At 66.1% G+C, this 20,443-nt stretch carries 15 protein-coding genes and 1 pseudogene; 10 read left to right on the top strand and 6 right to left on the bottom strand.

Annotated features, from left to right (window positions below; genetic code table 11):
* Positions 1–411 precede the first annotated feature (411 nt).
* Together dnaE and H4O11_RS11070 are read left to right on the top strand one after the other, a co-directional pair.
* Positions 412–3,990: a DNA polymerase III subunit alpha gene (gene dnaE / locus H4O11_RS11075; RefSeq protein WP_182339494.1), complete on the top strand. Its 3,579-nt coding sequence runs from the start codon at positions 412–414 to the stop codon at positions 3,988–3,990.
* 120 nt (positions 3,991–4,110) lie between these two features.
* On the top strand, positions 4,111–5,070 hold the full coding sequence (locus H4O11_RS11070; RefSeq protein WP_182339493.1) for an acetyl-CoA carboxylase carboxyltransferase subunit alpha: 960 nt from the start codon (positions 4,111–4,113) through the stop codon (positions 5,068–5,070).
* A gap of 306 nt (positions 5,071–5,376) precedes the next feature.
* Here the strand turns inward: H4O11_RS11070 and H4O11_RS11065 are convergent, their stop codons facing one another.
* Complete coding sequence (locus H4O11_RS11065; RefSeq protein ID WP_182339491.1) at positions 5,377–5,832, bottom strand: CopD family protein; 456 nt, start codon at positions 5,830–5,832, stop codon at positions 5,377–5,379.
* A 63-nt stretch (positions 5,833–5,895) separates the two neighbouring features.
* Between H4O11_RS11065 and H4O11_RS11060 the strand changes: the two genes are divergently transcribed.
* Both H4O11_RS11060 and H4O11_RS11055 read left to right on the top strand, forming a co-directional pair.
* Positions 5,896–6,486, top strand: coding sequence for a class I SAM-dependent DNA methyltransferase (locus H4O11_RS11060; RefSeq protein ID WP_182339490.1), 591 nt, complete (start codon positions 5,896–5,898; stop codon positions 6,484–6,486).
* Between the two features lie 115 nt (positions 6,487–6,601).
* Complete coding sequence (locus H4O11_RS11055; protein ID WP_182339488.1) at positions 6,602–7,906, top strand: polyhydroxyalkanoate depolymerase; 1,305 nt, start codon at positions 6,602–6,604, stop codon at positions 7,904–7,906.
* A 204-nt stretch (positions 7,907–8,110) separates the two neighbouring features.
* Here the strand turns inward: H4O11_RS11055 and H4O11_RS19570 are convergent.
* Positions 8,111–8,746 (bottom strand): annotated as a pseudogene (locus H4O11_RS19570) (sensor domain-containing protein); the annotation flags it as partial.
* Positions 8,747–9,123: 377 nt separating this feature from the next.
* On the bottom strand, positions 9,124–9,489 hold the full coding sequence (locus tag H4O11_RS11045) for a PadR family transcriptional regulator (protein WP_182339486.1): 366 nt from the start codon (positions 9,487–9,489) through the stop codon (positions 9,124–9,126).
* A gap of 135 nt (positions 9,490–9,624) precedes the next feature.
* On the opposite strand from H4O11_RS11045, the gene H4O11_RS11040 reads away from it, so the two are divergent.
* Positions 9,625–10,521 (top strand): peptidylprolyl isomerase, encoded by an 897-nt coding sequence (locus tag H4O11_RS11040; protein ID WP_182339484.1) that lies wholly within the window; start codon positions 9,625–9,627, stop codon positions 10,519–10,521.
* Between the two features lie 45 nt (positions 10,522–10,566).
* On the opposite strand, the gene H4O11_RS11035 is transcribed toward H4O11_RS11040, so the two are convergent.
* Positions 10,567–11,439, bottom strand: coding sequence for a DMT family transporter (locus H4O11_RS11035; protein ID WP_182339483.1), 873 nt, complete (start codon positions 11,437–11,439; stop codon positions 10,567–10,569).
* A 138-nt stretch (positions 11,440–11,577) separates the two neighbouring features.
* On the opposite strand from H4O11_RS11035, the gene H4O11_RS11030 reads away from it, so the two are divergent.
* From H4O11_RS11030 to H4O11_RS11020, 3 genes are all read left to right on the top strand, one after another.
* On the top strand, positions 11,578–12,510 hold the full coding sequence (locus tag H4O11_RS11030; protein ID WP_182339482.1) for a LysR substrate-binding domain-containing protein: 933 nt from the start codon (positions 11,578–11,580) through the stop codon (positions 12,508–12,510).
* Positions 12,511–12,591: 81 nt separating this feature from the next.
* Positions 12,592–12,885 carry a hypothetical protein gene (locus H4O11_RS11025; RefSeq protein WP_182339481.1) on the top strand — a complete coding sequence of 98 codons (294 nt, stop codon included), beginning with the start codon at positions 12,592–12,594 and terminating at the stop codon, positions 12,883–12,885.
* A 154-nt stretch (positions 12,886–13,039) separates the two neighbouring features.
* Complete coding sequence (locus H4O11_RS11020; protein ID WP_182339480.1) at positions 13,040–14,854, top strand: DUF885 domain-containing protein; 1,815 nt, start codon at positions 13,040–13,042, stop codon at positions 14,852–14,854.
* 99 nt (positions 14,855–14,953) lie between these two features.
* Here H4O11_RS11020 and smrA read toward each other — a convergent pair whose 3' ends face one another.
* Both smrA and H4O11_RS11010 read right to left on the bottom strand, forming a co-directional pair.
* Positions 14,954–16,786, bottom strand: a complete 1,833-nt coding sequence (gene smrA, locus H4O11_RS11015) for a multidrug efflux ABC transporter SmrA (protein ID WP_182339478.1) — start codon at positions 16,784–16,786, stop codon at positions 14,954–14,956.
* Positions 16,787–16,949: 163 nt separating this feature from the next.
* Entirely contained in the window at positions 16,950–18,509 is a 1,560-nt protein-coding gene (locus tag H4O11_RS11010; protein WP_182339477.1) for a serine hydrolase, read from the bottom strand.
* Between the two features lie 110 nt (positions 18,510–18,619).
* On the opposite strand from H4O11_RS11010, the gene H4O11_RS11005 reads away from it, so the two are divergent.
* Both H4O11_RS11005 and H4O11_RS11000 read left to right on the top strand, forming a co-directional pair.
* Positions 18,620–19,432, top strand: a complete 813-nt coding sequence (locus H4O11_RS11005) for a DUF72 domain-containing protein (protein WP_246333433.1) — start codon at positions 18,620–18,622, stop codon at positions 19,430–19,432.
* A 39-nt stretch (positions 19,433–19,471) separates the two neighbouring features.
* Positions 19,472–20,383: a DMT family transporter gene (locus H4O11_RS11000; RefSeq protein WP_182339476.1), complete on the top strand. Its 912-nt coding sequence runs from the start codon at positions 19,472–19,474 to the stop codon at positions 20,381–20,383.
* Positions 20,384–20,443: the final 60 nt, after the last annotated feature.

Below are 20,443 nucleotides of genomic sequence, written 5' to 3'. Positions count from 1 at the left end.
CGACCAACGGTCGTCACCCACCAGATCACCTACCAGATCAACCCCAGACCATCCTCTATTTCCCTCAGTTCCCATTACCCCAATGCCCTGTCCATGGCCGCCGTGGACCTGTCGAAGGTGGGGCGGGGTGGGTTGGCGGGGGCGTCGAGCGCCATGGATGGCGCGAGACGAGGCACGCAGGATGCAGTCCTTGCCGTCCCCCGCAAACCCACCCCGCCCCGCCAACCCACAGCAATGCAGTTGTAGACGTTGACGTTGCTTCGGCTTCGAAGCCCACGCGCAGCGTGACAGTCAAGCCTTGTCCGCACCGCCCCCCGCCGCTACCCTGAGCGGGCATTCCTGCGCACCCGTGACCCCGGCGGCCGTTCCTACGTCCGCGCCCGGGGCCGACGCGCTCCAACCTGGTCCGGCATGTCCAACTCCCGCTTCGTCCATCTCCACGTCCACACCGAATTCTCGCTGGCGGATTCCACCATCCGTGTGCCGGCGAAGCCGGACCAGGCCGACCCGAAAAAAGCCAAACAGGCCAACCTGCTCTCGCGTTCGGTGGAACTGGGCCTGCCCGCGCTGGCCGTGACCGACCTCAACAACCTGTTCGCGCTGGTCAAGTTCTACAAGGCCGCCGAAGGCGTGGGGATCAAGCCGATCGCCGGCGCTGACGTGATGATCGCCGAGGAAGGCCAGGATCCCTGGCGGATGACCCTGTTGTGCCGCGACCGCGAAGGCTACCTCAGCCTGTCGCGACTGCTGACCCGGGCGTGGATGGAAGGCCATCGGCCCGAAGGCGGCGTGGCCGTGCATCCGGAATGGCTGAAGGCCAGTTGCCACAACCTGTTCGCACTGAGTGGGCGGGAAAGCCTGGCCGGACGGCTGGCCGCCGCAGGCAAGCACGACCTGGCCGAACAGCAATTGGCGGACTGGCAACGCGTGTTTGGCGATGGCCTGCACCTGGAGCTCACCCGTACCGGGCGCGACGGCGAGGAAGCCTTCAACCAGTTCGCCCTGATGGCTGCAGGCCAGCGCGGCCTGCCGGTGATCGCCAGCAACGACGTGCGGTTCCTGTCGCCGACCGATTTCAGCGCGCACGAGGCGCGCGTCTGCATTGCCTCCGGCCGCGTGCTGGACGACCCAAAGCGTCCGCGCGATTACAGCGACCAGCAATACCTGAAATCGGCCGAGGAGATGTGCGCGTTGTTCGCCGACATCCCCGACGCCATCGACAACACGCGGGCGCTGGCCGAACGCTGCAACATCGAGATGCGGCTGGGCACCTATTTCCTGCCCAACTATCCAGTACCCGACGACGAGACGCTGGACAGCTGGATCCGCAGCGAATCGCGCAAGGGCCTGGCTGCCCGCCTGGAAAAGAACCCGCTGGCCGCGGGCATGACCGCGCAGGACTACAGCGATCGGCTGGAATTCGAACTGGACACCATCATCAAGATGGGCTTCCCCGGTTACTTCCTGATCGTGGCCGACTTCATCCAGTGGGGCAAGAACCAGGGCATCCCGATCGGCCCCGGCCGCGGTTCCGGTGCCGGTTCGCTGGTGGCCTGGGCGTTGCAGATCACCGACCTCGATCCCCTGCCGTACAACCTGCTGTTCGAGCGCTTCCTCAACCCGGAACGCGTGTCGATGCCCGACTTCGACATCGACTTCTGCATGGACCGTCGCGACGAAGTCATCGACTACGTGGCGCGCAAGTACGGCCGCGAGCGGGTCAGCCAGATCATCACCTACGGCACCATGGCGGCCAAGGCAGTGGTGCGCGACTGTGGCCGCGTGCTCGGCTTCCCGTACGGACTGGTCGATGGCGTGGCCAAGCTGATCCCGAACATCCTCGGCATTTCGCTGAAGGACGCGATGGGCGAAGGCAAGGACAGCGAGATGGCCTCGCCCGAGCTGATCCAGCGCTACCAGAGCGAGGACGATGTCCGCGACCTGATCGACCTGGCGCGGCAGCTGGAAGACCTGACCCGCAACGCCGGCAAGCACGCCGGTGGCGTGGTCATCGCCCCCGAGCCTTTGGCGGAGTTCTGCCCGCTGTTCGCCGAACACGATGAAAACGGCATCGGCCGCAACCCGGTCACCCAGTTCGACAAGAACGACGTGGAAGAAGTCGGCCTGGTGAAGTTCGACTTCCTCGGCCTGCGCACGCTGACCATCATCGACTGGGCGGTGAAGGCGATCAACCAGCGCCACGAGCGTGCCGGCATCCCACCGGTGGATATCGCGGCGCTGCCGCTGGATGATGCGCCAACCTACAAGGACATCTTCGCTTCGGGCAACACCGGCGCGGTGTTCCAGTTCGAATCCTCCGGCATGCGCCGGTTGCTGAAGGACGCCAAGCCCGATCGCTTCGAAGACCTCATCGCGCTGGTATCGCTGTACCGTCCCGGCCCGATGGACCTGATCCCCTCCTTCGTCGACCGCAAGCACGGGCGCGAGGACGTGGAGTATCCCGATCCGCGTACCGAACGCATCCTGCGCGACACCTACGGCATCATGGTGTACCAGGAGCAGGTCATGCAGATGGCGCAGATCGTCGGCGGTTACTCGCTGGGCGGCGCCGACCTGCTGCGCCGTGCGATGGGCAAGAAAGTGCCGGCCGAAATGGCCAAGCATCGTGAAATATTCCGCGAAGGCGCCGCCAAGGACGGCGTCGGGGAAGCGAAGGCCGATGCGATCTTCGACCTGATGGAGAAGTTCGCCGGCTACGGCTTCAACAAATCGCACGCCGCCGCCTACGCGCTGGTCAGTTACCAGACCGCCTGGCTCAAGCGCCATTATCCGGCCGAGTTCATGGCGGCCACGCTGTCCTCGGACATGGACAACACCGAAAAGGTGGTCGGCTTCCTCGACGAAGTACGCAACCTTGGCCTGACCGTGCTGCCGCCGAAGGTGAACCAGTCGGCGTACATGTTCGAAGCCGCCAGCCCGGACACCATCCAGTATGGCCTTGGCGCGATCAAGGGCGTTGGCCAAGGCGCATGCGAAGCGGTGGTCGACGAGCGCCTGCAGAAGGGGCATTACACCGACCTGCTGGATTTCTGCACCCGCATCGGCTCGGCCAAGCTCAACCGGCGCACGCTGGAGGCGATGATCAACTGCGGCGCACTGGATGAACTGGGACGCAACCGTGCTTCGCTGATGCTGCAACTGCCGGAAGTGGTCAAGGCCACCGAGCAGATGGCGCGCGAACGGGCATCCGGACAGAACTCGCTGTTCGGCGGCCCGGACCCGGACGCACCGGCCATCCACCTGGAACTGCAGGAAACCGATGAGTGGCCATTGCTGCAACGGCTCACCGGCGAGCGTGACACGCTGGGCTTCTACCTCAGCGGGCATCCCTTCGATCCGCATCGCGAAGACGTGCATGACCTGGTCGGCAACGACCTGGGCGCGGTGGAGCGCATCTGGGCGGCCAACAGCAACGGCGGCGGCGGCGAGAAGCGTTGGCGTCCCGAGGTACAGGCCGTGCTGGCCGGGCAGGTGGTCGGCGTGCGCCGCAAGGGCGAGAGCCAGATCTTCATCCAGCTGGAAGACGGGCGTGGACGCGTCGAGTGCAGTGCGTTCTCCGACACCATGGCCGAGTTCGGCCACCTGATGACCAAGGACCGCATCCTCGTGGTCAAGGGCGGGCTGCGCGAAGACGAGTTCAACGGCGGCTTCGCGCTGCGCATCCGCCAATGCTGGGACTTCGACGAAGTCTGCGCGAACTACGCTACGCGGCTGTCGCTGCGCCTGGACCTGCGGCGTGACCGTCCGGTGTGGGAGCGCGTCAATGCCCTGCTCGATCGCCACCGACCCGGCCGCACGCCGCTGCGCCTGGACCTGTTGCTGAAGGGCGAGGACGGTGCCGTGGCCGGCATGCTCGACGTCGCTGGCGAGAGCGCGGTGCGCATCGATTCCAAGCTGATTGAAGCCCTGCGCGCCGACCCCGCCATCCGCACCTTGAAGGTGCGCTACAGCCCCCCCTGGGCCAGCTGAGCCGAAAAGCGTTGGCAGCCCACGGGCCCGGCGCTACCGTAACCAGTACCAGACCCGGGCGTACGGGGCATCCATGCGCCTTGGGATAAACTTCCCCTCTTCTTTACACGACGGTTTCCGATGAATCCGAACTACCTCGACTTCGAGCAACCCATCGCCGACCTGGAAGCCAAGATCCAGGAATTGCGCAGCGCCAGTGCCGGACCGGCGGTCAACGTCGAAGCCGAAGTTCACGCCCTGCAGGACAAGCTGCGCCTGCGCACCGCGCAGATCTTCCGCAACCTGACGTCGTGGCAGGTGCTGCAGCTGGCGCGCCACCCCTCGCGTCCCTACACCCAGGATTACCTGCGGCTGATCTGCGACGAATTCCAGGAACTGGCCGGCGACCGCGCGTTCGCCGACGACAAGGCGATCATCGGCGGCCTGGCCCGTATCGACGGTCGCCCGATGATGGTGATCGGCCATCAGAAGGGCCGGGATACCAAGGAAAAGATCAAGCGCAACTTCGGCATGCCCAAGCCCGAGGGCTACCGCAAGGCGCTGCGCCTGATGAAGATGGCCGAGCGCTTCGGCCTGCCCGTGCTGACCCTGATCGATACCGCCGGCGCATGGCCGGGCATCGATGCCGAATCACGCGGCCAGTCCGAGGCCATCGCACGCAACCTGATGGAGATGGCCGAGCTGAAGGTGCCGGTGATCTGCACGGTGATCGGCGAAGGCGGCTCCGGCGGCGCGCTGGCGCTGGGCGTGGGTGATCGCACCATCATGCTGGAATACAGCGTGTATTCGACCATCAGCCCGGAAGGCTGCGCCTCCATCCTGTGGAAGGATGCCGGCAAGGCAAAGGATGCCGCCGAGCAGTTGGGCCTCACCGCCCCACGCCTGAAGGGCCTGGGACTGGTGGACAAGGTGGTGCGCGAGCCGACCGGTGGCGCGCACCGCAATCCCACGCAGATGGCCAAGCGCCTGAAGGCGGTGCTGCTGAATGAACTGGATGCGCTGCAGGCGCTGCCCAGCAACGAACTGCTGGACCGGCGTTACGCGCGCCTACGCAGCTACGGCACCTACGAGGCCGCGTAACGCGCGGCCCCGGTAGCGCCGAAGGGTGCTGGTCATGACGACCGGCATAGCCATGCTCGGCGGCTGTTCCATCAGGCACCGCGATGCGCCTTGGTAGCGCCGAGCCATGTTCGGCGGCACTTCGATCCGGCGCCGTTACACCCGACGCAGGCCGCGCTGCGCGCTCGCCGGGCATGGCCCGGCGCTACCTGTCGAACGGATCCCTGCCCTGATTGCCGTGTTGACGGGCATGGCCCGTCACTACCGGTAGAGCGGGTCCATGACCCGCTGCCTTGACGTGCTGACGGGCACGGCCCGTCACTACCTTCAGAACGGCTTGGCCAGCACCAGCCAGACGATCGGGATGAAAGCCAGCAGCGGAATCTCGTTGATCCAGCGCAGCGCACGCGAAGAAGGCAGCGCGCGGCCCTTGGCCACGCCCTTCAACATCCGTCCGATCCAGATGAAATACGCCAGCAGCACCACAACCAGGCCCAGCTTGGCGTGCAGCCACCCGGCCGCGCCCGGAGCGACCATGGTGGGGAAATCAGGGATCACCTTGTAACCCAGCCACAGCACCAGCCCGAGCGCGAACGCCAGGCCGAACATCGAGTGGCCGAAGCGGTACAGGCGCAGCCCCATCAGCTGCAGGCGTTCACTGACCGCCGGCTGCCCCGCCGTCTCGGCGATGTTGACCAGGATGCGCGGCAGGTAGAAAACCGTCGCCATCCAGGCCACCACGAACACCAGGTGGAAGGTCTTGACCCAGAAGTAAGACTGCATGTGCTCGCTCCAGCGGCTGGCGTAGGATGGGCACCATTTTCACCGATGCACAGAGCCACGTACATGGACAAGACCTACGACGCCGCTTATTTCCAGCACTGGTACCGCCGAGCCGATATCGGCGGCAGCGCACGCCTGGCGCGGAAGGTCGCCCTGGCCGTGGCCACCGCCGAGCATTATCTGGAACGACCGATCCGCAGCGTGCTGGACATCGGTTGCGGCGAGGGCGCCTGGCGTGCACCACTGCTCAAGCTGCGTCCGAAAGTCCAATACCTTGGCTTCGACAGCAGCGAGTACGCTGTGCGCCGTTACGGACGCACGCGCAACCTGCATCCGGCCTCCTTCGGCGATTTCGCATGGCTGCGCCCCTGCGCGCCGGTCGACCTGCTGGTGTGTTCGGACGTGATGCATTACGTACCGGACCGTGAGCTGCGCGCAGGACTGGCCGGCGTCGCCGAGCTCACCGGCGGCACGGCGTTCCTGGAGACCTTCACCGCCGAAGATGCCTTCGACGGCGACCACGAAGGTTTCCAGGCACGGCCGGCGCGCTGGTACCGGCGCGAGCTGGGCAAGCACGGCCTGCTGCCGATAGGGTCGCACTGCTGGCTTGGCGGCGAGTTGGCAGGCGAGGCTTCGGCACTGGAGAAGAGCTGAACCGGGCCCGAGTCTTTCTCGAAGCTGAACAGGGCAATTGTGACAAATTGGAACCTGCCGGGTTCCGAATGGGTTATGCTGCGCGGCAACATATGACCATACATATTGGTTCGTCATGCTCTATCAACTGCACGAACTGACCCGCAACCTGCTCGCCCCCTGGGTGCATCAGGCGCAGGCCAACGCTCACTTCTTCACCAATTCCAGCCACTGGTGGTCGCAGATGCCCGGCGCTGATCGCCTTGCAGCGGTCAACGAGCTGTTCCACCGCCTCGGCAAGGACTACGAGAAACCCGAGTGGGGCATCAACGAAATCGACGTGGACGGCGAGCGCGTGCCGATCGTGGTGCACGAAGAGGTCAGCAAGCCATTCTGCAAGCTGCTGCGCTTCAAGCGCCACAGCAATGAAGCGGACCAGTTGCATACCATGCTCAACCAGCCGTTCGTGCTGGTGGTGGCGCCGTTGTCCGGGCACCACGCCACCCTGCTGCGTGACACGGTGCGTACGCTGCTGCGCGACCACCGGGTGTATGTCACCGACTGGGTGGACGCGCGCATGGTCCCGGCCAGCGAAGGCGATTTCGGGCTGGATGATTACGTCCAGTACATCCAGGAGTTCATCCGCCACCTCGGCGTAGAGCGGCTGCACGTGGTGAGCGTGTGCCAGCCTACGGTGCCGGTGCTGGCCGCCGTCTCGCTGATGGCCAGCCGCGGCGAGCCGACGCCGCGCTCGCTGGTGATGATGGGTGGACCGATCGATGCCCGCTGCAGCCCGACCGCAGTGAACAACCTGGCCACCCAGAACCCGTTGTCATGGTTCGAGAACAATGTCATCCACACGGTGCCGCCGGGCTACCCGGGCGCCGGGCGCCGGGTCTATCCGGGCTTCCTGCAGCACGCGGGTTTCCTGTCGATGAATCCCAGCCGGCACTTCAGTTCGCACTGGGATTTCTACGCCGACCTGGTCAAGGGCGACCTGGAAGACGCCGATGCGCATCGTCGCTTCTACGACGAGTACAACGCCGTACTGGACATGCCCGCCAGGTACTACCTGGATACCATCGGCGTGGTGTTCCAGGATTTCCTGCTGCCCCGCGGTGAGTGGTCGATCAACGGCGAGAAGGTCGATCCGTCGGCCATCCGCGATACCGCGCTGCTGAGCATCGAAGGCGAACTGGACGATATCGCCGGCCTCGGCCAGACCGAAGCGGCGCAATCGCTGTGCAGTGGCATCCCGGCCGCGCGCCGCGAGCACTTCATCGTGGAAGGCGCCGGCCATTACGGCATCTTCAGTGGTCGCCGCTGGCGCGAAGTGGTGTACCCGAAAGTGCGCGATTTCTTCGCCGCCAACGCCGAGGCACCGGCGGCGAAGACCAGGAAGAAGAGCAACGTCACGCCGCTGCGGCGCAAGGCCGGCTGACAACCGGCCCCGGTAGCGCCGAAGGCCGCGGCAGGAGCCGCTGCCAACGTCGCTTGCGGCGGCCCGAAGGATGCTGCTCAGGAGGTCCGGCATAGCCATGCTCGGCGGCTTGTCGATCCGGCGTCATCGCGGCTGACACAGGCCGCGCTGCGCGCTCGCCGAGCATGGCTCGGCGCTACCGCGCTACCGGCACTGCCGTGGAGCCTACAGCCGCACCAGCAGGTGCTTGGCCATCCTGCCGTGCAGGCGACCGATGCCACGCGCCAGGTGCAACGTGCCGAACAGCAGCAGCACGCCCAGCACCGCCAGCAGCGGGGTGACCCAGGCTCCCAGGTCCATCCCCGGGAACTGGATGGTCAACCCCGGGTTGATGCCGGAAAACAGCGCGGCTACCGGCGACCAGATGAATCCCAGCGACAACATCAACAGTGTCGTGGCGATGGTGAAATACACGATCCCCAGCGGCAGCATCAGCACGAAATACAGCAGGGTCAGCCAGGTACGGCCATCGGTGAACATGTCACCGATGCGCTGCAGCCAACTGCGGCTGCGATCGGCATAGCGGGGACGGCGCGGCATGCGTTCGCCCAGCAATGCTTCCACCAGCCGCCCTTCCAGCAACGACAGCCCACGTACCGAACCGAAGAACAGCACCGCCAGCGGAATGCCGATGATCAGGATCATCAGGCTCAGCGACAGCGACAGGCCGGTGACCACCCAGGTAAAGAAGAACGTGCCGGTGGCCAGCGACAGCAGCATGTAGAACAACGCACCATAGGTATGCGGATCCACCGCCACGCCGAAGAAGCGCGATGCCAACGAACGCGGTGCGACGGGCGGCACGGTCGGTGGCGGCGCGGTGGCGCTGCTGCTGGCCGGATCGACGGCTGCAGCGGCCGCCACGGTGCCGGCAGGAACCTGCGCCCGTGGTCCCACCGATGTGGTCGGCGTGCGCAGCGCGCGGCTGACCGTCACCTCGGTTTCGCGGTAGATATCGGCCACTTCTTCCGGCGCGCCGTAGCTGCCGGCCACGTCGGCGATCACCGCGGCTTCGCTGCGGCCCGGCTGTGCGGCCAGCTCCGAACGCAGGTATTCCTCGGCGTCATACAGGGCATCCTGCACCATGGCCGGATCAGCGTCGTGCAACGCGCTGCGCAGCTGTGCCAGATACTGCGCGATGGTGGTCGGCAGGCCGGCGCCTGCCGTGTGCTCGGTATTCATTGCAGTACCCCTTCCAGGACGGAATCGACGGAATCGCGGGTGGCGCGCCAGGCCTGGGTCCATTGCCCCAGCACGACACGCCCGTGGTCATTGATGCGGTAATAGCGTCGTGGTGGGCCGCTGGTCGAAGGCTCCACATGGCTTTCCAGCAGGCCGGCAGCTTCCAGGTTGCGCAGCACCGGATACAGCGCGCTCTGCTTGCCACTCAGCACCCCCTCGCCTACCCGCTCCAGTTCCTTGGCGATCAGGTAGCCATACAGCGGGTCGGCGGCCCGCGCCAGCACCGCCAGCAGGGCCAGCGAAACCGTGCCGGCGCTGAGCTCCTTCTGGAACTTCTTCAGCTGGATCGATTCGTCGGCCATGGCGGCATCTCCACTACGTTGAAGTGAACACTAGTACGAACCTCACCCTAGTGGATGTGTCATTGGTCACTGTGCCCGCTGGCGGCCTCGCGCCTGTTCGCACAGAATCGGATTCCACTCATACGAAGGCTTTCCATGGACCGTCGCCTCGCCCTGCCCGCCCTCGCCCTGGCCTGCCTGCTGCCCGGCCTTGCCCTGGCGGCCACGCCTTACCGCAGCCCCCAGCAGATCCTCGACGCGGCGCCGGACAACGACTGGCGCACGCCGGATCCAGCCAACCTGCTGTACATGGACCTGCCGGCGGGCCGGGTGATCATCGAACTGGCCCCCCGCTTCGCGCCGCGCCATGTCGCCAACATCCAGACCTTCGCGCACGAACATTTCTGGGATGGCACCAGCATCTACCGGGCGCAGGACAACTTCGTGGTGCAGTTCGGCGACGCGGACGCCGATGATGCCGCCAAGGCCAGGCCACTGGGTTCTGCCGATCGCAGGCTGCCGGCAGAATTCGAGCGTGCCAGCAGCGGCCTGCCAGTGAGCCTGCTGCCCGATCCGGATGGCTGGGCAGCGCGCACCGGATTCAGCGATGGCTTCGCCGTCGGCCAGGATGACAAGGCAGGCCGGACCTGGCTGGCACATTGCTACGGCGCCGTGGGCGCGGGGCGCAACAACGAGGAAGACAGCAGCGTGGGTGCCGAGCTGTACGTGGTGACCGGGCAGTCGCCACGCCAGCTGGATCGCAACATCACCCTGGTGGGACGCGTGCTGAAGGGCATGGAACTGCTCAGTGCACTGCCGCGTGGCCCGGCACCGATGGGCTTCTATGCAGACCCGGGCCAGCGTACGCCGATCACCGCCATCCGCCGTGCCAGCGACGTGGCCGAAACCGAACGCACGCCGATCCAGGTGCTGCGCACCGATTCGAAGACCTTCGCGGCGACGGTGGAAGCGCGACGCAACCGCGTCGATGACTTCTACAAGCGACCAGCCGGGCACATCGACCTGTGCAACATCCCGGTGCCGGTGCGATGAGCCCGGCATGACGGGGGTGCCGGCCAGTGGCTGGCACCCTGCCGCTCAACTGCGCTGGCTGACCGCCACGCTGCCCAGGATCAGCGCCCCGGCCAGCAGCATCTGCAGCGTCACCGGCTCACCGATGAACAACCACGCGAACGCCGCACCGAACAAGGGCACCAGATAGGTCACCGTGGATGCCCGCGATGGCCCGATGCGTCCGATCAGCCGGTAGAACATCAGGAACGCCAGGCCGGTACAGACCACGCCCAGTGCCACCGCGCAGGCCCATGCGGCACCAGGCACCGATGCCTGTGGCCAATGCGTCAGCGCCATCGGCAACATCCACAATGATGCGCAGCCCAGCGTCGCGGCGGCGGCCGCCGCTGGCGGCAGGCCGGTCATGTGGCGCTTGACCAGGTTCACGCCAAGCCCATACAACAGCGACGCCAGCGCGCCGGCAACCACCGCCGCGCCGATGCTCAGTCCCGCCACCTTGGCCGTCGCCAGCACCACCACGCCGCTGAATCCGACCAGCAGGGCCAGCGCGCGCCGTACGCCGATCTTTTCGCCGAAGAACAGGAACGCGATGAGCGCGGCGAACAGTACCGTCATGGCATTGCAGATCGCCCCGATCGCCGCGGGGGCACGCTCGGCCGCCCAAGCGAACAATACGAACGGCAGCGCCGAGTTGATCAGGCCGATCGGCGCCAGCCACAGCCACCGGCGCGCCGGGAACTGACTGCGCGACTGCCACAGGAACGGCAGCAGCACCAACGCTCCCAGCACCAGCCGCACCTCCACCAGCGCATACGGGCCGAACGAAGGCACCGCCACGCGCATGAACAGGAACGAACAGCCCCAGATCGCCCCCAGCAGGGTCAGTTCCAGCGGCGTGCGCCAATCACGCGCGACCGCCTGTGGTACCGCGCTCATGCCACTGTCCTTGCTTGCTGCCAGGCCACCATCATCACCACGCTCCTGCTGTTTCCGGGCACCCAGCATCTTCCCGCCACGCGGGACGCACAAGCGCGTAGTATCGCTGCCAGCCACAAATCTGCTTTGAGGCTTACCATGCTGCTCCGCCCTTCCCTGCTGCCGGCACTGGGTGTCTTCGCGGTGGCCGCACGCCACCAGAATTTCACCGCTGCCGCACAGGAACTTCACGTGACCGCCAGCGCGGTCAGCCACCATGTCCGTCGCCTGGAAGAACAACTGGGGACGCAGTTGTTCCTGCGCCACGCCCGCGGCGTGCGACTCACCGCCGAAGGCCGCCAACTGGCCGACGCGGCCAGCGCCGCACTGGCGGACGTGGCAACGGTGGCCGCCCACCTGCAGCCTCGCGCCGACAGCGTACAGTTGCGGGTCACCACCCTGCGTTCGCTGTCGTACTGCTGGCTGGTGCCACGCCTGCCGCGCTTCACCCGTGCGCATCCGCATGTGCATATCCAGCTGCACACAGGCCATGGCCTGGACCGCTTCGATGACAACGGTCCGGAGCTGGGCATCCGTTATGGCCTGGGCCAGTGGCCGGGCCTGCACGCGCGGCACCTGATGGACGACGACCTGTTCCCGGTCGCATCGCCCGCGTTGCCTGGCGTGCACGGACTGGCCGACGCGGCCGGCATCGTCGATCTGCCACTGCTCAGCGATCTTTCGCCACAAGGCTGGCGCGACTGGTTCCGGCATGCAGGGGTCCGCGTGCCTGCCGCGCTGCCACCCATGCATACCTTCGCCGACAGTACCGATGCCATGCGCGCGGCGGTGTATGGCATGGGAGCGGTGCTTGCGCGCACCCATATCGCCCAGCCATACCTGCAGCGTCACGAAGTCGTGCGCCTGCCGGGGCCACGGTTGAAGGCACGCTATGCCTACTACGTGGTCTACAGCGAGTCGCAGGCACCCGGGCATGCCGCACATGCGTTCATGGACTGGCTGCTGCACGAGGCGCGGGACGAAGCCACGCCGATACCGGCGCTGCCGGGCAATCCGCCGGGCACCGGCTGATCGTACCGCCCCGTGCTGCCGTCACCCGCCCTTTGCCCGCCGCTGGCTAGGCTGCAGTCCTGCCCCTACCTGGATGCCGCCATGCCCATGCTGCGACTGCGAATCACCGGAACCGAGGACGACGCCCGTGCGATCAGCGACCTGCTGCAAGGCGTGGAAGGCATCGAGCACATCGAGGAAACAGACGATCTGATGCCGCATATGGACGATGAAGATTCCAGTTCCGCGGGGCTGTCCGATGACATCGGCCCGGGCATCCATGAGCTGGAAGTGGAAGTCGGCAATGAAAACACTGCGCAGAAGATCCGCGACGCGGTGCAGGAACTCGCATTGGAGCTGGACGTATTCGTCGAATTCGAGACCGACGAAGGCTGATGCTGCCGTGGTAGCGCGGCCATGCCGCGCTGCCTTGCCTTGATGGCGGAACGGGCCAGGCTGCAGCACCCGCTTCCCGGGTAATCCTTTGGCACGCAGACAGGGTATCGGCTGCGCCCTATGCTTGGGGATCGTTCCTCTGACAGGATTGCCGATGCGCCAGCATCTTCTCGCCCTCGCCCTGATCGCCGCCCTGGGTGGCTGCCAACAGGCCGACACCCCCTCCGCCAATGGGACCGCAGGGACCCCAGCCAGCACCCAGGCCGGTGATGCAACTGCAGATGCGGCCTTCGCCGATCTTTCCAGGCGCGCGCTGGACACCTGGATGCAACTGTCCCCGGTCGGCGCCACCCAGATCGGCGACCACCGTTTCGACAGCGACATCGACGACCTCAGCGCAGCGGGACAGCAGAAGACGTTGGCCGCCTACAAGGGCCTGCTCGCCGACCTGGACAAGGTCGAGGTCGCCAGCCTTGGCCGCGAGAACCAGGTGGATGCGGCGATCCTGCGTAACCAGTTGCAGTCGGACATCTGGAACGCCGAGGTCCTGCAGTCGGCGAAGTGGGATCCGCAGTTGTACAACGGCCTGGCCGGCAGTGCGCTCTATGGCCTGATGGCCCGCGAGTTCGCCCCGCTGCCCGACCGCCTGAAGTCGGCTACCGCGCGCATGGAGAAGATCCCCACGATCTTCGCCCAGGCCCGCGAAAACCTGGACCCGGCACGCGTGCCGAAGATCCATGCAGAGACGGTGGCCAAGCAGAACCGCGGCATCCTGAGCATCGTCGATACGTTCATCACCCCGCATGTTGGCGAGCTTCCGCAGGCCGACCAGCAACGCCTGCAGGCTGCCATCGACGGCCTGCGCAAGGCCGTGGACGACCAGCAGCAGTGGCTGGACAAGACCCTGGTGCCGAACGCCAAGGGCGAGTTCCGCATCGGCGCGGACCTGTACGACCAGAAGCTGAAGTTCGCGCTGAACTCCTCGCTGTCGCGGCAGGAGATCGGCGAGCGCGCCCGGGCTGAACTCAAGCGCGTGCGCCAGGACATGTACGGCATCGCGCAGGTCGTGCTGAAGGACAAGCCAGGCGCGCCCGCGATGCCGGCCAGCCCCAGCGACGAACAGCAGCAGAAGGCGATCGAGGCGGCACTTGAACTGGCCTATGCAGAGAAGCCGGCGCGCGACAAAGTGGTGGACGATGCCAAGGCAGCGTTGGACCAGTCCACCGCGTTCGTGCGCGAGCACGACCTGATGACCCTGCCGGACGCCCCGGTGGACATCATCCTGATGCCGGAGTTCCAGCGCGGCGTGGCCGTGGCCTACTGCGACTCTCCCGGCCCCTTGGACAAGAACCTGAAGACCTTCTACGCCGTCTCGCCGATCCCGGAAGACTGGAGCGACAAGCAGGTCGACTCGTTCCTGCGCGAATACAACTCGCGCATGATCCACCTGCTGAGCATCCATGAAGGCACTCCTGGCCACTACCTGGAAGGCTGGCACTCGGGCAAGTTCCCCTCCACCCTGCGCGCCGTGCTGCGTTCGGGACTGTTCGCCGAAGGCTGGGCGGTCTATACCGAGCGGATGATGCAGGAGCAGGGTTACCTGGACAACGATCCACTGTTCCACCTCGTGCAGCTGAAGTTCTACCTGCGCACCATTTCCAATGCGATCCTGGACCAGGGCGTGCACGTGGACAACTGGACGCGTGAGCAGGCCATGCAGCTGATGACCCACGATGCGTTCCAGCAGGAAAGCGAAGCATCGGGCAAGTGGGTGCGTGCGCAGCTGACGTCCGCCCAGCTGCCCACCTACTTCGTCGGGGCGCAGGAACACTTCGACACCCGCAAGGCGGCCGAGGAAAAGCTGGGCGACACCTTCAACCTGAAGACCTACCACGACCAGATGCTGTCCTACGGCGCGCCACCGGTGCGCTTCGCACGCCAGCTGATGCTGGACCAGCCGATCGAATAACGGGCCGCCGGCTGCTGTAGCGCCGGGCCACGCCCGGCGGCTACTGCACCGACCCGCGCGGGATGCGGGACGCCGGGCGTGGCCCGGCGCTACAGGACCTCACCCCTCCGCGGCGACGAACCCACCTGTCTGCCGCGCCCACAGCCGCGCATACAGGCCCCCGGCAGCGACCAGCTCGGCGTGCGTACCCGTTTCCACGATGCGTCCCTGGTCCATCACCACCAGCCTGTCCATGCGCGCGATGGTCGACAACCGGTGCGCGATGGCAATCACCGTCTTGCCGCCCATCAGTTCGTCCAGGTTGTCCTGGATGGCAGCTTCCACTTCGGAATCCAGCGCCGAGGTCGCTTCGTCCAGCACCAGGATCGGCGCATCCTTCAACAGCACCCGCGCGATGGCGATGCGCTGGCGTTGTCCACCTGACAGCTTCACCCCGCGTTCGCCGACCAGCGCGTCGTAGCCCTGCCGCCCCTGGGCGTCCACCAGGCTGCCGATGAAGCCATCGGCCCGCGCCTTGGCCACTGCCGCGCGTACTTCTTCTTCGCTGGCCCCGGGGCGCCCGTACAGCAGGTTGTCGCGGATCGAACGATGCAGCAGCGAGGTGTCCTGGGTCACCACGCCGATCTGGCCGCGCAGGCTCTCCTGGGTGACCGCTGCGATGTCCTGCCCGTCGACGAGGATGCGCCCGCTTTCCAGGTCGTACAGGCGCAGCAGCACGTTGACCAAGGTCGACTTGCCCGCGCCGGACGGCCCGACCAGGCCGATCTTCTCGCCCGGCCGCACCTGCAGGTCCAACCCGGAAATCACGCCACCGCGCTTGCCGTAGTGGAAATGGATGTCCTGGAAGTGCACGCCGCCGGCGGTCACGCGCAACGGCACGGCATCGTCGCGATCCTGCACGGTCAACGGCTGGGAGATGGTCGTCATGCCATCCTGCACCGTGCCGATGTCCTCGAAGATGCCGTTGATGGTCCACATGATCCAACCGGACATGTTGTGGATGCGGATCACCAGGCCGGTGGCCAACGTGATGGCGCCGACGGTGATATGTCCACCGTTCCACAGCCACAGCGCCAGCCCGCAGGTTCCGGCGATCAGGAAACCGTTGACGATGGCGATGGTCAGGTCCATGCCGCTGGTGACCCGGGTCTGCCGCCGATGCTTGACCGCCAGTTCCTCGATCGCCTCGGCCACGTAGGCCTGTTCGTGCCCGCCATGGGCGAACAGCTTCAGCGTCGGGATGTTGGTGTAGCCGTCGACGATGCGCCCCATGGCCTTGGACCGGGCTTCGGAAGCGATCCACGCCCGCTGCTTCGCGCGCGGCACGAAATACACCATGATCACCGCATAGGCCAGCAGCCACAGCACCAGCGGCACCATCAGCCGCCAATCGGCCTGCGCGAACAGGAACAGCGCGGTTCCGGTGTAGACCACGATGTACCAGAGCGAATCCACCATCTGCACCGCGGATTCACGCAGCGAGGTGCCGGTCTGCATGACCCGGTTGGCGACGCTGCCAGCGAAATCGTTCTGGAAGAAGGTCAGGCTCTGCCGAACCACGTAGTTGTGCATCAGCCAGCGCGAGCGGTTGCTCAGGCCCGGCACGATGGCCTGGTTGACCAACAGGTTGTGCAGGCCGACCAGCACCGGCCTTGCCACCACGCAGATGACCAGCATCCATGCCAGGTCACGGGCATGGCGCTGGAAGAAGCCCGCGCCGGGCTGCTCGGCGACCATGTCCACGATGCGGCCGAGGAAGTCGAACATCGCTACTTCCACCAGCGCCAGAAGCAACCCGGCGACCAGCGTGGCCAGCAGTACCGGCCATACCGGCCGCAGGTAGAACAGATAGAACGCCGCCACGCTGCGGGGCGGCGTGCGCTTGTCCACCGGCGGGAACACCGGGATAAGGGCTTCGAACCAGCGGAACATTGCAGTCGCTCACAGCGGGATAACCGGGGGATTATCCCACTGCGCGCGTGCACGCGTGGACATGCTGTCCACGCCTCGCGTGCACCGGCATGGCCCAGCCCTGCGGCAGCAACAGCACGAAGTGCCGGCCCCGGTAGCGCCGAGCCATGCTCGGCGGAAGCGATCAGCCTTGCGGCACGAACAGCAGGTCCTGGAAGTCGAAGCTGAAGTCGGTGAGATCCGAAATCGGCTGCATGCGTACGTCGCGTACCTTGCCATCAGGATCCAGGCTGAAGTTCACGAAGGCATCCGCATTGAGCGAACGATCATCCCAGCGCACGATGAAGGTGTCGTGCTGCCAATGCTCCAGCGTGCCCACCAGTTGCGCGGTCCTGTCGAACTGCAGGCGCAGGGCCTTGCCGCTACCTGTGATGCGCATGTCGCCATACCAGCGATCGCGATAGCTTCCAGCGTAACCCTGCAACGGCAACGACGGTGTCGAACGCGCGGCCCGCGCCTGCTGGTGCTTCGCCCATGCGGCATCGGCCTTGCTGCGCCCCTTGTCCATGGCCTTGCCATAGGCGTCCACCCAATCATGTGCGTCGCCTCCCAGGTAGGCATCCAGCACGCTCATGGTGATCGCATTGAAGGCTCCGCCTGCCTCCTGGTTGGTCAACACCACCACACCCAGGTTCTCGCCCGGCACCAGCGTCACCCGGGACACCATGCCGGGCCAGCCGCCGGTGTGCCAGACCAGCCGATGCCCACGGTAATCGCTCAGGCTCCAGCCTTCGCCATAGCCGGCAAAGTTGGGACGCGCCGGCGCCAGTTCCGGCACCGAGGGTTCGGGCACCACCTGCGGCGTGAGCATCTGCCACATCTGCTGCTGGCTCTTCGCGCTGAACAACGTACCGCCATCGGCCAGCTTGCCCTGCTCCAGCTGCACCTGCATCCAGCGCGCCATGTCATGCACGCTGGAGTAGATTCCGCCGGCACCGGCATTGTTCGACCAGGTCAATGGTGCCACCGTGCGCAGGTCCTTGAAATCGAACTTCGCATGGCCGACCGCCGCATGGTCGCCAGCGCGAAGGTGGTCGGCGTTGTAGCGCGTGCCGCCCATGCCCACTTTGTCGAAGATGCGCTGCTGCAGGAATTCCTGGTAGGAGAGCCCGGAGACGTTCTCGATCACCTGCTGGGCGACGGCATACAGGATGTTGTCGTAGGCATAACGTTCGCGGAAGCCCCCCTTCAATGGCACCCTGCCCAGCCGCTGCACGACCTCGGCATTGCTGTAGCTGGTGGTGGGCCAGAACAGCAGGTCGCCGGCTCCCAGGCTGAGGCCACTGCGATGCGACAGCAGGTCGCGCAGGGTCATCTGTCCGGTTACGAACGGATCGGACATGCGGAACGACGGCAGGTGGTTGACCACCTTGTCGTCCATGTCCAGCTTGCCATCCTCGGCGAGCAGGTTCAGTGCCGTGGCGGTGAAGGCCTTGGTATTGGACGCGATCGCAAACAGCGTGTCAGCCTGTACAGGGTCGGCCCGACCCAGCTCGCGCACGCCCCAGCCGCGTTCCAGCACGACTTCGCCATCCTTGACGATGGCCACGGCAATGCCCGGCACGTCGAAGCGCTCACGCACCCGCTCCACTGTTGCATCCATATCCTGCAATGGCGGCGGCGACGCCGCGCTCGCCATCGTTGCGCTGGCCAACAGCATGGCGCCCCCAATCCAGTTCTTCATCGATATATGCTCCGGGCTAACGTGGCGGAACCCTGCAGACGGCCGCCGGGATTTCTCATGATGGTAACGGCGCTGGCGGCAGCCTGACCCGTGCCATAGGAGAGGGTGCGATGGGAAACAAGACCATGCCCGGGCCGATCCGCTGTGGAATCGGCGGCTGGGTGTTCCCGCAGTGGCGTGGCGGCGCGTTCTATCCCCAGGGAATGCCGCAGCGCGAAGAGCTGGCATATGCCAGCAGCAGGCTGCGCTGCATCGAGATCAACGGAACCTTCTACCGCACGCCCACGGCCGTCCAGTGCGCACGTTGGGCGGCGCAGACGCCGGACGGCTTCGTCTTCTCGATGAAGGCGCCGCGCTACCTGGTGCAGCGCCGCGACCTGTCCGGCATGGCGAAGGAAGCACGGACGTTCCTGCAGGCCGCACTCGGGCTGGGCAACCGGCTGGGCCCGCTGTTGTGGCAGTTCGATCCCCGCCACCCCGCCGATGCCATCGCGTTCTCGGCCTTCCTCGAAGAGCTTCCGACGACGCTGGAGGGCATCCCATTGCAGCACGCGCTGGAGGTGCGCAACCCTGCCGCCTGGAGCGAAGCAATGGTCGAGGTCGCGCGCAGGCACAATGTCGCGCTGGTCATCGAAGACAGCAGCGAGGCGCTGCTGCATGGCGATGTCACCGCTGATTTCGTCTACGCGCGGATCAAGCGCAGCCAGGCTCATCTGGCCGCTGGCCTGCCCGTCCCCCTCCAACAGCGCTGGGCGGCGCGCGCGCGGGCATGGTCGCAAGGGAAACCGGTCGACGACCTGCCATTGCTTGCGCCGCCAGCACCCGCCTGCCCACGTGCGGTGTACCTGCTGTGCATTGGCGCAGCGAAGGTGCGCAATCCCGAGGCGGCGATGGCCCTGCAGCAACGCTGCGACCCGGCCTGACCCATCGCCGTCGGTGCACGCTTGCCTCACAATAGGTCGATGAGCCGCCCCGAAACCCGCACCGCACTCTTCCAGATCCACTTCTGCGTGCTGCTATGGGGCATCACCGCCATCCTCGGCAAACTGATCACCCTGCCTGCGCTGCCACTGGTGTGGTGGCGCATGCTGCTGGTGGTGGTGATGCTGGCGCTGCTGCCACGGGTGTGGCGCGGCCTTCGCACCTTGCCACTGCGCCGCGTCGTCGGCTATTCCGGCATCGGCGCACTGGTAGCCCTGCACTGGCTGACATTCTACGGGGCAGTCAAGCTGGCCAACGCATCGGTGGCGGCGACCTGCATCGCGCTGGCACCGGTATTCACTTCGATCATCGAACCGTGGGTGGCCAAGCGTCCCTTCCAGCTGCGCGAGCTGCTGTTCGGCATCGCCGTGCTGCCCGGCGTTGCGCTGGTGGTCGGCGGGGTTCCCGAAGGCATGCGGCTGGGCGTGCTGATCGGCGCGTTGTCGGCCTTGCTGGTGGCCCTGTTCGGCTCGCTCAACAAGCGCATGGTCAGCCACGCCGACCCGCTGACGGTGACCGCGCTGGAACTCGGTGCCGGCACGATGACCCTGACCCTGCTGGCGCCCGTGATGCCCTACGTGCTGCCTGCCCTGGCCAGCCCGTTGTGGGTCGTCCCGGACCTGCATGACGGCGTGCTGCTGCTGGTCCTGGCCGGTGCGTGCACGTTGCTGCCGTTCGCCCTGGCACTGGTCGCGCTGCGCCACCTCAGCGCCTACACCGTACAGTTGGTGACCAACCTGGAACCGGTTTACGCGGTGGTGCTGGCGGTGGTACTGCTGCGCGAGCAGCACGAAGTGGCCGGATGGTTCTATCTGGGCGTTGCACTGATCGTCGGTGCCGTATTCCTGCACCCCCTGCTCCAGCAACGCAGAAAAGGGGACGGAGGGGATTAAGTCGTTTTTGGCCGCTGGTGGCCAAAAACGACTTAATCCCCTCCGTCCCCTTTTTTACCA

It is taken from the genome of Stenotrophomonas tumulicola (assembly GCF_014117215.1).
Lineage (GTDB): Bacteria > Pseudomonadota > Gammaproteobacteria > Xanthomonadales > Xanthomonadaceae > Stenotrophomonas > Stenotrophomonas tumulicola.
The sequence above is the reverse complement of the archived record's forward strand: the minus strand, read 5'-3'. Positions and strand labels throughout refer to the sequence as shown.